A 14,565-nucleotide genomic window follows, 5' to 3' on the forward strand; every position below is an offset into this window, starting at 1 on the left:
TTATCTATTTAGTAAAAATTAGCATTTATGTTATCGCTATCCATTTAATTTTCTTTAACTTAATTAGTTAATTTAACTCTTAAATTTTAACATAACTTTAGATATTACGCCTATTTATTCAATCATAGCGTTAAAGCTTAATTATTATCAAACGCTTTTATAAGCGTTTTTAGAAAAACCTTAATTTTAAGTATTCAAACTATATTGATGCGTATATATTATATGTATATTGTCTATGCAAATGTAATGATAAAGTCACACGAACAAAACCCCTCACTACTGGCACAGTGAGGGGTTTTGTATTTATACTACAAATCCTAATAATAATCAATTTACATATAATTATTTATGCTTTAATTCTTCATTTGCGGCATTGATAAAGTCATGTACTGTCGCTATATCCATATCGAGCATTATAAGTGAACGTAATGGTAAATTTTCAAAAAGTGGCGCAAGTTCTGGATCTTCTGTTACCTTACCTATGAGTTCGTCTAATTGATATTGTTTCAGTGATTGTTTGATTTCATTTTTTCTTAACACTAATTCATATACATAAGTATCTTCATGAATCCAATACGATTTTGTTTGATTAGTTATATCTAAAGTAATTGATTGCTCTAATCTGATATCTTCAACTGAAGAACCTACATATACTACGTACTCTCCATCATCTATTTGCCATTGTCTCGTATTATTATTAAACCAGCGCAAAGCTTTATAAGGTATATCAAACGTAATTATTTTTGATTCGTTTGCATCTAAAGCAATACGTTCAAAATCTCTAAGTTCTTTGAGTGGCATATCTATATCACTTGCACGATTTCCAATATAAACTTGTATAACTTCTTCCCCAAATATTTTCCCAGTATTTTTGATATCCAGATTAATTTTCAAGCTATTTTCTTGAGGAGCAATTTTGATATTAGAATACTCAAAGGTTGTATAACTTAAACCATGGCCAAATGGAAATTGCGTTTTGATATGTTTTGTATCGTAATATCTATAACCTACATATATGCCTTCTCTGTAATCTTCTTCTGCTTTACTTTGATTAAATGTTAAATACGAGGGAACGTCTTCAAGTCGTTTTGGAACAGTTTCTGTTAATTTACCTGCTGGATTTTGTTTACCAGTTAAGACATCTTTGATTGCTTCTCCTACTGCTTCACCTGATAAATAGGTTTCAACAATAGATTTCACTTTATGTGCCCAAGGCATAAGTACTGTCCCACCATTTTGTAAAACAACAGTTACATTTTGATTCTCTCTCGTTACTACATCTAATAATGTTAATTGATTGTCTGGTAATGCTAAAGCATTTTTATCGAATCCTTCAGTTTCATAACTTTCAGGATAGCCTAAAAATAATATTACTTGGTCGTTTTGTTGCGCTACTTTTACTGCTTCTTGTTGAAGCTTTTGATCTACTTCATGATTACTAATGTAATAACCCTGAGCATATTCAACTTGATGTTTATTAAAAGCTTCCAATGGCGTTACAATGTTATATGGATTAACTTTAGAAGAACCGCCACCTTGAATTCTTGGTTTAGCTGCAAGTTCACCAATCAAGCCTAATGATGATGAATTTATTGGTAGGTTATTGTTTTCATTTTTTAATAAAATAATACTTTTACTTGCTAGTACTCTTGAGAAATCATGGTAACTCGCTTTGTCATAAGACTGCGCTTCATCTTTGATTTGATGTTGTTTAATTAACGTTAAAACACGATCCACTGAGATATCTAGTATATGCTCGTCCAATTCGCCATTTTTTACAGCATTTGTTACTTCAGTCAATGTGCTTTGTCCCTTACCAGGCATTTCTAAATTCAGCCCTGCTTTTAATGAATTGGAACGATGTTTTATCGCCGACCAGTCAGAGACAACGACACCTTGATATCCCCATTCATTTCTCAGCACATCTGTAAGTAGCCATTTATTCTCAGAAACAGGAACATGGTTAATAGCATTATAAGAACTCATAATCGTAGCTGGTTGAGCATATTTTACAACTGTTTCAAATGCACTAAGATAAATTTCTCTCAGTGTTCGTTCATCTATATTAGAAGAATTGGTAAATCGTTGATTCTCTCTATTATTAGCGGCAAAGTGTTTTACACTTGATCCAATACCCTGAGACTGTAAACCATTAATATAAGCTGTTGCAAGCTTACCAGCTACTAAAGGATCTTCAGACATGTATTCAAAATTCCTACCAGCCAAAGGGTTTCTTTTAATATTTATACCAGGACCTAACAACACATTAACTTTTTCACTTTTTGCTATTTGTCCTAAATATTCACCATATTGACGTAGCAAATTTTTATCAAATGAACTAGCAATTAGTGCTAAACTTGGAAAACTAATAGTTTTTATGCTTTGATTTAAGCCTAAAGCATCAGCTCCCTCTTCTTGCTTTCTTACCCCAGAAGGACCATCAGTTAGTAGTAGTGCATTTAATCCTTTATCTTCTAGGTCATACGTATACCAAAATGCATGGCCAGTTACAATTTTAATTTTTTCTTCTAACGATAAATTTTTAATTATTTCATTGTTTTTCATAAGACATTTCTCCCTTAAAATAAGTATTACGAAATTTGTGTCGCTCCAAATGAATTTTTTACTTGTCAAAATTTTCTTGTTTAGTTTGTAATAAAATGAATAGTTTCTTCAAGTGCATCATCAGCTTCAGGTGAATATCCAAGATCATTTATGAATGCGTGATAAGCATTTTCATATAATAGGCATGATACTTTATGCCCAGATTTTTCTAATAACTCAGCGTATTCTATACCATCACTTTTTAGCCCATCATTTTCAGCTACCATAATTAAAGTATTAGGCATTTCAGTTGGTATATTTGCTCTTAATGGTGATACATAAGGTAAGTGTTTGTCCTTTTTGTTCTTTAAATATAAACGCTGACATACGAAAATTAGTTTTTTCATCCCTTGAAAAGCTGCACCTTGTTGTTTATAGCTGGGTTTGTCTAAAGAAACTAAATCTGTCAAAGGATAATATAAAATTTGGTTTTGGATTTTAATCTGTTCTTTTGCTAATTTTAATATTAATGCCGCTGCTAAATTACCACCTGCACTATCCCCGGCTATGCTAATTTGAGTTGTATCAATATCAAAATCACTCGCGTATTTCAATAAATAGTTTAAGCCCTTATAGCAATCGTTTAACCCTTCTGGATATTTAGCTTCAGGTGATAAGGTATAATCTACACTCGCAATAACGTAACCTGTTCTGTCAGCAAGTGCTCTCATGAAATTATCATTTACATAGGAAGAACCACCAATAAATGCACCACCATGAATAAAATAAAGTAGCGGTTTCTTGCCATCCGCGTTACTATCACTTCGATATATATTTAATGAAATTAAATTTTTCCAACCGTAAATTTTATACGTTTCTTTATAAATTGGTTGACTGTAATTTAATAGTTTTTGATCTTGATTTTCCATAGCTTTTCTAAAAGTTTTAAGATTGAATCTAATCAAATATTCTAATACAGGGCCAGGAAGTTTAGTTAATAACTTCATACTATTTATAGCATTTTCTTTTTTATCTTCACTTAATTTTTTTCTTACTATATCCACAGTAGCGTCACTCCTTTTATTTACAAACAGCGTAATAAATAAATCTTTTCTTATATCACTTATTCTATTCTTTTCCCAAAAGATTTAATTGCACTTTTTCCATAAAAATAGTATATTTTCTATCAATAAGGGAGGAAGCTTTATGAAATATGAAAAAAAGATGAACTTGATTATATTTGTAAAATGCTACAAGAAAATACTGGTATGAATATTTCAATAAGCAAGGCAAATATCACTATTAAAGAATTTAAGTTTGTAAATCGGGAAAACCCTTTTCTTCCCACAGATGGACTTTATCAAGAACTATTTACTGAAAATGAATCTATTTTTGAAATACCCTTCATCAGATCACTTAATGATATAGAATGTTTTTTATGTTTACGAACAACATACTTTGACTTAACTATAGGGCCTTGTGTGTTAGAAGAAGTGACTAACAGTCTTTTTTATGATTATATAAAGCGTTATAAAGTGCCACTTTATTTAAAAAAGAATTTAAGAATTTATTTTAACTCCATCCCTATCTATAAAAAAAATGACCTCATTAGTATGGGACAACTAGTTTATTTTCTGTTATTTAACAAACAACTATCTCCATTAACTATTAAAGAACAATCACTTAATACGTTAATCTTAGAAAATGATATTGATTTCGAGCTTTCAATTAAACGTCTTAATGAACAATTACATCATGATATTTTATTAGAAAATAAATTTAATGAATATATAAAACAAGGAGATATTGATAGTATAAAAAATATTTTTAAAAATACAATTGATTTAGAAAAAGTTGGGGTAGTTATGCCTGATAATCTTACTCGTAATGATAAAAATTTAGCTATTTCTGCAGTAGCCATAGCGAGTAGATCAGCAATCGAAGGTGGATTACACTATGAAGTAGCTTACTCAATGAGTGATATACTCATCCAAAAGATAGAGGTAGAAAAGGAAATTGACTTATTAAAATCAGTAGAATATATATTTATAGAATTTGCTAATCAAGTAAAAAAATTAAACAGTGATAAATATTCACAGCCCATTAATTTAGTGCAACAATATATTTATAACCATTTATATCAACTTTTAACTTTAGATATATTAGCAAAGCATGTAAATTTAAGTTCAAAATATTTATCTCATTTATTCAAGAAAGAAGTTGGTATTACGATAAGTGCCTATATTACAGAGAAAAAACTAGAAGAAGCTAAATTATGGCTAGATAACTCAAGTTTATCCATTTCTGAAATAGCTCATCAGCTCAGCTTTTCAGATCAAAGCTACTTTATTAAAGTTTTCAAACGTTCTATTGGACTAACTCCAAAACAATACCGCTTAAAAAATTATAAAACATAAAATACCTTTAATGTTATCAAGATTGTAAAAGTAAAGTAGTCATAAGTCTTTATTCATAAAAACGAGACCAAGTCTCTATAAGTAATCAAGAATATTAGCATGTCATAACTTGTTTCGTTATCCATCCAAAAACTTCATGATTAATTATTTGAGTCTTAATCTCGTTTCGTAAATCTTATATAGCTTATAAGAAGCGTTTTAATATACCTTTTCTTTTCAATATCATTAATAATATATAACTGATGATAGCACCAATAATGCTTGAAACGATAAATGCTAACATTAACGGTTTAATAGCAAAGTTAGAAAAGCCAAGTATCCAGGCTAATGGAATACAAACTATACTACCAATAATACCTGTCCCTATCACTTCCCCTACCGCAGCCATAAAGATATGCTTACGGTAATGGTAAAAACCACTTGCGAGTAGTACACCTACCATACTTCCAGGAAAGGCGAAGAAGCTACCAGTACCAAAAATCATACGTAATACAGAAGAAATAAATGCTTGAGCTAGTCCAAACCAAGGGCCAACAAACACGGCACATAGTACATTAATTAAATGTTGAATAGGTGCTGCTTTAATCGGGCCTAACGGAATGACAATAATACTACTCAACACTACATTGATAGCGATGAATATTGCGGTTAACGTTAACCTTTTCGTCTTAATTGACTTCATTCGGTTCATTCCTTTCCTGAAAGTACATTACTTGCTAGTCCTCATTTTGCTCATGTTGATTCAAACGATCAGACATTGTACTTATCATCATTTGTAATAAATCGTTGGCTTCAGTTTGCGATTCTCTGAATTCTTCCACTATCGGTAGAACATTAATATCTTGCTCAATACCTTGTATTTTACCTTCAGATTGTTTTAAAGCTTCTGTTTTACCGTAATTTTGTAAATTTACGGATTGCTTTTGTGTTTTTTTTAAATCTTTCATGCGTTGTTCAATATTTTTATTGTAATGAATTTGTTGTTCAACAGTGTGATAATCTTTAACTGTATCCAATGATTTGATTCGTTCACTAATGCGATTTGCTTCAGCTAATATGTCATCTTTTTCATACATTATTGAGTCACCACTGCTTTTTCACTCGCACGTAAAAATGTACCGTTTAATGAAAATTGCTTCGCTTCGTCAACTTGTACATCAACAATTCTGCCTATCATTTCTTTAGGCGCTTTGAAGTTAACAAGTTTATTTTTAGAAGTATAACCCGCTAACACAGCATTATCCTTCTTACTGGAACCTTCACACAATACTTGGATTACTTTGCCTTCATATTGCTTCATAGCTTGTTCTGAATAATAAGCCACTTTTTTATTTAATTGTTGTAATCTATCTTTCTTCACTTCTAAAGGCACATTATCTTTCATCTTCGCTGCTGGTGTACCATCTCTTTGTGAATAAATATAAGTATATGCATGTTCAAATTCAACTTCGTCATACAATGTTAAAGTTTCTTCAAATTGTGCTTCAGTTTCATTTGGATAACCTACGATAATATCTGTAGTCAATGCCACGTTAGGTATCTTCATTTTAATTCTATTTACTAAATCTAAATAGCTTTCACGTGTATATTTACGTCCCATAATTTTTAATACTGCGTTGTTACCTGATTGAACTGGTAAATGTACGTGAGGTACAATATTGCCCCCGTTCGCAATAACTTCAATCATACGATCCGTAAAGTCCCAAGGATGACTTGTAGTAAATCTCACTCTTGGTATATCAATTTGTGTAATATCTTCTAATAAATCACCCAAACCATATTCTAAGCCCTCTATATCTTTACCATAAGCATTAACGTTTTGACCCAGCAACGTAATTTCTTGATAACCTTGGCGTGCTAAATCTCTCACTTCAGCAATGATATCTTCTGGACGTCTACTACGCTCTTTACCTCTTGTAAAAGGCACAATACAATATGTACAGAATTTATCACAGCCATACATAATATTTACCCAAGCTTTAATATTACCTTTTCTTACTTTAGGAAGGTTTTCAATAACGTCTCCTTCTTTTGACCATACTTCTACTACCATCGCTTTTGATAAATAAGCTTCTTCTAAAATTTCTGGTAAACGATGAATATTATGTGTTCCGAAAATAATATCAACGTTCTGGTATGATTTAAGAATTTTGTTAACAACTGATTCTTCTTGTGACATACAACCACATACACCGATAACTGTTTCTGGCTTTTCTCGTTTTAAGTGTTTTAAATTACCAATTTCACTAAACACTTTACTCTCTGCATTTTCACGTATTGCACATGTGTTAATTAAAATCACATCAGCATGATTAATATCTTCTGTAGCAGTATAACCTAAAGCGCCTAAAATACCAGCCATGACTTCTGTATCATGCGCGTTCATTTGACAACCATATGTTTTAATTAAGAAGGTCTTCCCTTGACCCATATTGCGGAATTTTTCATCTATGTGGAAATCACGGTTATAGTTCACTTCTTCTTTACCACGTTTACGTGCTTCCTTTAAACTTGGTGGTTGATAGACATGCTCAAAATACTTGCTATAATCTTTAGTCTTCTTATCTCGTTCGGCTAAAATATCTATAGAAGTACTTTTTCTTTGCTCTTCATTCACTCTACAAAATCCTTTCTATATCATATAAACTATGAACACATGTTTTAAAATATGTTTTATATTTTGGTATTTCAACCTAGTCGTTCAAAGTTCTATAACTTTATCCATAATCATTACTTCATTATATTAAATTTAGCCCCAAAGTGCAAAAGTCTTTCCCAATAAGCAAAAACGATTCAACATCTTGATATGTTGAATCGCTTTTCTTTATTATATATTTTTTTAAATTTCGTCATATTTTCCAGTAAGTGTCTCGATTGTAATACCTTCAGGAACATGATAAAACTTAACCTGACTAATCGTACTCGGTATCTCCAATTCGACCATACGCTCATTTAACTTTTGAATCAAGATCAAACATTCATTCATCTCACCTTGTACTGTCGTTTCTAGTGGTCCAACTCTATAAGCCAAACCAGAATCATCAATTATTTTTATCGCTTCATCAACATAAGGTATAACATCTTCACCATTAGCAGTTTTCGGAATAATTTGGACACTCATTAACGTATCATGCATATCACTTCAGCCCCTTATCTGTTTTATTTATCTTTTAGTCTATCAAATAAGATGTTCAAGGCATAGATATAAAGCGTTAATCATTTATCTCATAAGATATATTTTAAAAATCTTCATTGATTTGTGTCATCATTATCATTTTAGCAACCATACCGCCATTGGCCGCTGCATCTATAATTTGGCCAGCGAAATTATCTTTCGTTTCTCCTGCAATATAAAAATGCTTAATTGAAGTTTCACCAAATGCATTGACTTCAAATTTTTCATTTTCATCACGCTCTAAACTCAAATTTTTCAAGAAATCAAAATGAGTATCCCATTGCATTTGGCTAAATCCACCTTCAACTTCAACTTTTTCATCATTTGCTAATGTAATATGAGTCAATTGACCATTTTCACCATTTAAATCAGCAATGAAATCGGTATATATATCAATGTTTTTAGCTTTAAGCCATGCTTTATCTTCGGTTGTAACACTTTCACCATTTGTAAAAACGATAAGATCTTTTGAAAAGTTACTTAATAATTTAACCATATGTGCCATCCTCTCAACTGTATAAATGATAGCCAATTTACGGTGACGCATTTCATAGCCATCACACCACGGACAATAAAATATTGATTGTCCATAAAATTCATTGAAACTAGGTATGTCTGGTCCTCCTTCTCTTAAACCTGTTGCGAGTAACACTTGTCTTGCTGTAAATGATTGTCCTGGGGTAAAAACTTCAAATCCGTCATCGTTTTCCTTAATATCTAAAACACGTTCTGCTAAAAATGATACATCTTTGTATTTAGCAATATCTTGTTTTGCTTTTTGTTTGAATTCAGTTGGTGAAATACCATCTTGCGTTAAATAACCATGTGATTCTGATGTCACTCGATTTCGTGGTTTATCCTCATCAATAACCAATGTATGCATCATACCTCTTCCAAAATTCAATGCTGCGCTTAAGCCAGCAGGACCGCCACCAATAACTATGATTTCATAATCCATTTACTCCACTCCTTTACACCTTTTAAAGATTCTTAATATCTATAATTAATTGAATAATATAAGGACTTAGTATTAAGCTAAGTCCTTTAATTTTTTTTGTTCTAAATTATTTATTAAACTACGTTCCGCTTCATCCATGATTTGTTTAATAGAACAACCTTCACCATGGTTAAAACTATCTTCTAGTAAGCTTTGTTTGCCATCAATAGTTACAATAATTTCATATATTGAAACCTCTTGCCATCCATTTTTTAATTGATAGCCGCCTTTAGCACCACTATTTGCTGAAATTATCCCAGCTTTTACAAGTCGTGTTAAAATTTTAGATAAATAAGTAGTAGAAACTTTCAATGCAGCTGCTAAGTCTTGTACTGGTATTCTTTTTGAATCACCGTTACTTTTTATCATAAATAATAAAGCGTGTAATGCATAATCTGTTGCCTTAGAACATTTCATTTGTTTATCAACTTCCTATTATCGATATCATATATCTATAATATCTTATTATGTTTTGTTTTGCAAATATTAATTATAATGTTGGTTAGAATGACATCATAAATGGTTAATTGGGCTCATGTTGATAATGGTTTACAGCGTCAACAATTGCTTGCGTAAAATTAGTCATTAATGGAGACCAATTATCTCGATTTTCCCTATCATAAAGATTATATCTTTTGTTAATAAAGAATTTTTTTCTTAGACGCGCAGTTATTTCTAGCTGAACGCCAGCTTTGTGTTGACAACAATTAACAAAATTATCATCGTGAAGTCCAGAAATATGAGCTGGCGCATCTTTAACGATGATATTAATTTCAGATAAATATTGTTTAATATAATTTATCAGTGCTTGATCTCTTCCACCAATATATACTTCTGGTTTATCACCCATACAACCGTGAACAGAAATCGCATGTCTATTGTCATTGATCATTTGTAAAAGTTTGGGCTCATCGAAATGTCTTGATGTCACATGTAGTTCGTGATTTTTATTGTGGCGTACCCCTTTAAAAGTATAAAAATCATAGTTACCGCGTTCGCTTATAGATTGAGCAAGTTCAGTTGTTCCACGTTCAATCGCCCCACCATGGACTGCCGTAATAATCATTGGCTGAGCTGTTTGCCGCGTATGAATTTCCCAATCTTCACCTTCACTTGTATGTAACATAAGTTCAGTCATTGAATTAAATTGGTCTATCATGGTATTCCCTCCAAAGTATAAAGCCCTATTTAGTTTCTATAATACTATAAATCAGAATATGTTATTCCTTCATTTACTAAAAAAGCTGATACTATACGGTGTTGAATGTGTCTCAATCCAACTCCGTATGTAATCAGCTTATATGCTATCATTTAATTATTTTTACTATATTAGTATTATCTATACTTCCAATTTAAACAAATTGTTTTGTTAATTCATTGAATTGCGTTTCATCAATATGAATATCTCTTTTAGCTAATGGCGTATCTTCCATTTCTTCAATTTGAGATTCATATGAAGGTGTTTCAGTATCTTGATAAACAATGCCTTTAATTAGCGAATCATACTCTAAAACTTTTTGTGTTGCTTTACTTTTATCTGTAACATCAAAACCTTCTATATCTTCAATGCTTGTAAGGTTTTCTTTAAACCAATCATAAGTATTCACTTTATTATATGTGACACATGGTGAAAAGACGTTCACAAATGAAAAACCGTCGTGGTTAATAGCATCTTCAAGCATTTTTGTAAGTCCTTTTATATCACTTGAGAAACCTTGTGCTACAAATGTTGCCCCAGAAGATAACGCGAGCTCTAATGGTTTAACATTTTGCTCGATATTTCCTTTTGGTGTTGATTTTGTAACAAAACCTGGCGCTGATGAAGGTGATGTTTGACCTTTAGTCAGTCCATAAATTTGGTTATCCATTACAATATATGTCATGTTCATATTTCTACGCAATGCATGAACGGTATGGCCCATACCTATTGCATAACCGTCACCATCTCCTCCGGAAGCAATAACAGTCAAGTCTTTGTTCGCCATTTTCACGCCTTGTGCTAATGGTAATGAACGACCATGTATACCATGTACACCATAAGAATTCACATAGCCAGATAAACGACCTGAACAGCCGATACCAGTAATGATTGCTACTTCTTCAGGTTCCAAGCCAATATTGGCTGCTGCTTTTTGAATCGCTGCTTGGACTGAAAAATCTCCACAACCTGGGCACCAATTGGGCTTAACATTATTTCTAAAATCTTTAAACGTTGCCATTTATACCAGCTCCTTTAAATCTTTGGCAATCTCAAGTCCTTTTGTTTCAATTTCATGTGGCAAGAATGGCGTACCATCGTATTTTGTTTGGTTCACTAATTTATCACCTAATGTAACATTCATTTTCAAGATGCTTGCAAGTTGTCCTTGGTAATTGTGTTCAACTACGACAACTTTTGATGCTTTATCAATGGATTTTTGTAGTGTTTCTTTAGGAAAAGGATGCAATTGTCTAATTTGTAAATGATTTACTTTTAAGCCTTGCGCTTCTAGTCTATCTTTACCTTCTTGAATTGCGCCCTTAGTAGAAATGAAACCTAAATATAAGATGTCTGCTTCATCATGTTGTTCATCTGCCTCTACTGGGTCTTTAATCAGTAAATGCTCAGTTTTACGCATACGTTTATCCATTTGTTGTTGTCTATTATCAGCCGCTTCACTCGTCTTACCTTCTTCGTTATGCTCTACACCTGTTACATGGTGTATACCGCCTTTAACACCTGGAATCGGTCTAGGTGATACGCCACTTTCAGTCAATGCATAACGTTTGAAATACGCTTTGTCATCTTCTTCTCGTTCTATATCAGATTGGATTGTTTCGCCACGGTTAATTTCTATTTTGTTATAATCTAATTTTTCAACAGTTTGTTTGCCTAATGACAATTGTAAATCACTTAAAATAATCACTGGGCACTGATACATTTCTGCTAAATTAAATGCTTCAATTGTTAGATAAAATGCATCTGCTGCATCTGTAGGTGCAACTACGATTTTAGGGATATCCCCATGTGTACCGTAAATCATCTGCATTAAATCAGATTGTTCTTGCTTGGTAGGCAATCCTGTAGAAGGCCCGCCACGTTGAGTATTAACCACTACAAATGGTGTTTCTGTCATACCCGATAGACCAATCGCTTCCATCATTAATGAAAGTCCAGGTCCAGCACTAGCTGTAAAAGCACGTACGCCAGCATAATTTGATCCAATAGCCATGTTTGCCGCAGCAATTTCATCTTCAGTTTGTACAACTGTGCCGCCTACTTTTGGTAGATTATCAATCATATACTCCATAATTTCTGAAGCAGGCGTAATAGGATATGCCGCCATAAATCTTGATCCAGCTGATAAAGCGCCTAAGCCGATTGCATCATTACCAATCATATATAGATGTGGTGTTCCATCTGTTTCTTCTAAAACAAAGTCACCTTCAACATCATTAAGTTGCTCCATCATTAAACGATAACCTTCATTTAATGCTTCTATATTCATTTCGACAACTTTCTCGCCTTTTCTAGTAAACATATTAGTAATAAGCGTTTCAAAAGCTGAAATATCTAATTTCATTACTGCACATGTAGCACCAATAGCAACCATGTTTTTCATTAAGGCAGTGCCTAATTCTTTTGCTGTTGCCGTAAATGGTAAAACTATAAGTTGCGCACGACAACCTTCAGGTTTTTCTGGTTTTGCCTTGCTGTCTGCAATAATAATACTATCTGTTCTCATTTCATGATGGTTAACTTCTATTGTTTCTTGATCAAAAGCGATTAATATATCTAAATCATCACTTATCGCATGTACAGGTGATGTTGAAACTCTTATTTTATTATTCGTATGTCCGCCCATTATTCTACTTGAAAAATGACGATATCCATATAAATAGTATCCTTTACGGTTCATCGCAGTAGCAAAGATTTCCCCCGTTGATTCAATACCTTCACCTTGCTGGCCGCCAACTTTCCATGATACTTGTGATTTCATACCATCTTGCCTCCTAATGGTTATAATAATTCATAATCAATCATATCAAAATAAACCACCCTATTACTATGTAAAGAGTGGTTTATTTTAAAATTCATACTAACGGACGATAATTAAAATGGATGATCATCGTTGATAAGTACGCGTTCAATATGCGTTGCTTTACCATCTTTATTAATATCTATTATAACACCAGACAAGACACTACGTCCTTCATCCGGCACTACATGTCTTTGTGGTAAGCTAGTAATAAAGCGTGTGATAACTTCTCCTCTATTGATTCCAAGTATACCATCGTAAAATCCAGTCATACCTACATCTGTAATATAACCTGTACCACCTGGCAATATTCTTTCATCAGAAGTTTGAATATGTGTATGTGTACCTACTACAGCACTCACTCTATTATCTAAATACCAACCCATTGCATTTTTTTCAGAAGTTGTTTCCGCATGAAAATCTACAAATATATAATCTGTCTCTTTTTGTGCTTCAGCAATTAATTCATCTGCTTTTTTGAATGGATCATCTATGTCTTGCATAAATGCACGACCTTGTAGGTTGATAATCGCCAATTTAAGATCGTTGATTTGAATAATGCGCATACCTACACCTGGCGCTTCATCTGGAAAATTTGCTGGTCGAACCATACGCTTAGCACTTTCTATAAAATCATAAATTTGACGTTGTCCGTATGTATGGTTCCCCATAGTCATGAAATCTACGCCTTCTCTTAATAATTCTTTATATATCTTTTCAGTTAATCCTTTACCATGTGCGGCATTTTCCGCATTTACGATTGTAACTGTAGGACGATGCGTTTGTTTAAGCTTAGGCAAGTACGTGTTAATTGCTTCTCTACCTACTTTACCTACGATATCTCCAATAAATAATATTCTCATTTACTTGTTCATCCTCTCTTAATGCTAGTTTAATGTAAATGATTTACATTGAAAAGGCTCTTTAGTAAATATTCCTTTAATTTTTAAGTTTTATATTTTGTAATGGGGGTATAACTCATTATAGTAATTATTTTAATCCACAATATAGGAGTTGGAAGTAATACATGTCAATTAATATCGATCCACAACATTTTGCTGATCTAGTTGTTACAGCAAACCCATCAAAAAGTGAAGATGCAGAAGATATAGCAAAAGATAGTCTAGAGCTATATATCAATGCTTACCGTTTAGCAGAAAGATATGCAAATATCGCTACAAATTGCTATGACACAGCTGAAATTATCAAAGAAGTTAAAGTTGCAGATTTGGAATTAAACAAATAAACATATAAATTGCTTAGTATAATGAAGTTTACTTCAATATATCGATAAGGAGTCTTTTAACTTTATAGTTAAAGGCTCTTTTTTGTTATTTGAGACTTTGAAGTTCTTTTACTATTTAAATAACATCATAAAACAGTAAATGATACGAATCATCAAAAAACTGCCAA

Annotated in this window: 14 protein-coding genes; 2 read left to right on the plus strand and 12 right to left on the minus strand. The window is 32.3% G+C overall.

What is annotated here, in order from left to right; all coding sequences use genetic code 11:
* Positions 1-342 precede the first annotated feature (342 nt).
* Together AOB58_RS03320 and AOB58_RS03325 are read right to left on the minus strand one after the other, a co-directional pair.
* Complete coding sequence (locus AOB58_RS03320; RefSeq protein ID WP_021338765.1) at positions 343-2,565, minus strand: beta-glucosidase; 2,223 nt, start codon at positions 2,563-2,565, stop codon at positions 343-345.
* An 80-nt stretch (positions 2,566-2,645) separates the two neighbouring features.
* The gene (locus AOB58_RS03325; protein WP_021338764.1) at positions 2,646-3,608 is read right to left on the minus strand and encodes an alpha/beta hydrolase; all 963 of its coding nucleotides are present in this window, start codon (positions 3,606-3,608) and stop codon (positions 2,646-2,648) included.
* 183 nt (positions 3,609-3,791) lie between these two features.
* Between AOB58_RS03325 and AOB58_RS03330 the strand changes: the two genes are divergently transcribed.
* A complete protein-coding gene (locus tag AOB58_RS03330) occupies positions 3,792-4,961 on the plus strand; it encodes a helix-turn-helix domain-containing protein (protein WP_064782955.1) in 1,170 nt (389 codons plus the stop codon).
* Between the two features lie 184 nt (positions 4,962-5,145).
* On the opposite strand, the gene thiW is transcribed toward AOB58_RS03330, so the two are convergent.
* From thiW to AOB58_RS03380, 10 genes are all read right to left on the minus strand, one after another.
* The gene (gene thiW / locus AOB58_RS03335; protein ID WP_002507815.1) at positions 5,146-5,643 is read right to left on the minus strand and encodes an energy coupling factor transporter S component ThiW; all 498 of its coding nucleotides are present in this window, start codon (positions 5,641-5,643) and stop codon (positions 5,146-5,148) included.
* 34 nt (positions 5,644-5,677) lie between these two features.
* Positions 5,678-6,037: a YlbF/YmcA family competence regulator gene (locus tag AOB58_RS03340; RefSeq protein WP_002507816.1), complete on the minus strand. Its 360-nt coding sequence runs from the start codon at positions 6,035-6,037 to the stop codon at positions 5,678-5,680.
* On the minus strand, positions 6,037-7,578 hold the full coding sequence (gene miaB, locus AOB58_RS03345) for a tRNA (N6-isopentenyl adenosine(37)-C2)-methylthiotransferase MiaB (RefSeq protein ID WP_021338762.1): 1,542 nt from the start codon (positions 7,576-7,578) through the stop codon (positions 6,037-6,039). The genes AOB58_RS03340 and miaB overlap by 1 nt, the downstream gene beginning before the upstream one ends.
* 222 nt (positions 7,579-7,800) lie before the next feature.
* Positions 7,801-8,097 carry a thiamine-binding protein gene (locus AOB58_RS03350; RefSeq protein WP_002507818.1) on the minus strand — a complete coding sequence of 99 codons (297 nt, stop codon included), beginning with the start codon at positions 8,095-8,097 and terminating at the stop codon, positions 7,801-7,803.
* Between the two features lie 103 nt (positions 8,098-8,200).
* A complete protein-coding gene (locus tag AOB58_RS03355; RefSeq protein WP_064782956.1) occupies positions 8,201-9,094 on the minus strand; it encodes an NAD(P)/FAD-dependent oxidoreductase in 894 nt (297 codons plus the stop codon).
* Positions 9,095-9,166: 72 nt separating this feature from the next.
* Positions 9,167-9,550, minus strand: a complete 384-nt coding sequence (locus tag AOB58_RS03360; protein WP_046465286.1) for an RrF2 family transcriptional regulator — start codon at positions 9,548-9,550, stop codon at positions 9,167-9,169.
* A 106-nt stretch (positions 9,551-9,656) separates the two neighbouring features.
* Positions 9,657-10,292, minus strand: coding sequence for a poly-gamma-glutamate hydrolase family protein (locus AOB58_RS03365; protein WP_021338759.1), 636 nt, complete (start codon positions 10,290-10,292; stop codon positions 9,657-9,659).
* A 193-nt stretch (positions 10,293-10,485) separates the two neighbouring features.
* The gene (locus AOB58_RS03370; RefSeq protein ID WP_021338758.1) at positions 10,486-11,352 is read right to left on the minus strand and encodes a 2-oxoacid:ferredoxin oxidoreductase subunit beta; all 867 of its coding nucleotides are present in this window, start codon (positions 11,350-11,352) and stop codon (positions 10,486-10,488) included.
* Positions 11,353-13,113: a 2-oxoacid:acceptor oxidoreductase subunit alpha gene (locus AOB58_RS03375; protein ID WP_021338757.1), complete on the minus strand. Its 1,761-nt coding sequence runs from the start codon at positions 13,111-13,113 to the stop codon at positions 11,353-11,355.
* Between the two features lie 113 nt (positions 13,114-13,226).
* A complete protein-coding gene (locus AOB58_RS03380; protein WP_002507824.1) occupies positions 13,227-14,015 on the minus strand; it encodes a TIGR00282 family metallophosphoesterase in 789 nt (262 codons plus the stop codon).
* A gap of 164 nt (positions 14,016-14,179) precedes the next feature.
* Between AOB58_RS03380 and AOB58_RS03385 the strand changes: the two genes are divergently transcribed.
* On the plus strand, positions 14,180-14,398 hold the full coding sequence (locus AOB58_RS03385; RefSeq protein WP_002507825.1) for a hypothetical protein: 219 nt from the start codon (positions 14,180-14,182) through the stop codon (positions 14,396-14,398).
* Positions 14,399-14,565 lie beyond the last annotated feature (167 nt).

This window comes from Staphylococcus sp. AntiMn-1 (assembly GCF_001663395.1).
Lineage (GTDB): Bacteria > Bacillota > Bacilli > Staphylococcales > Staphylococcaceae > Staphylococcus > Staphylococcus equorum.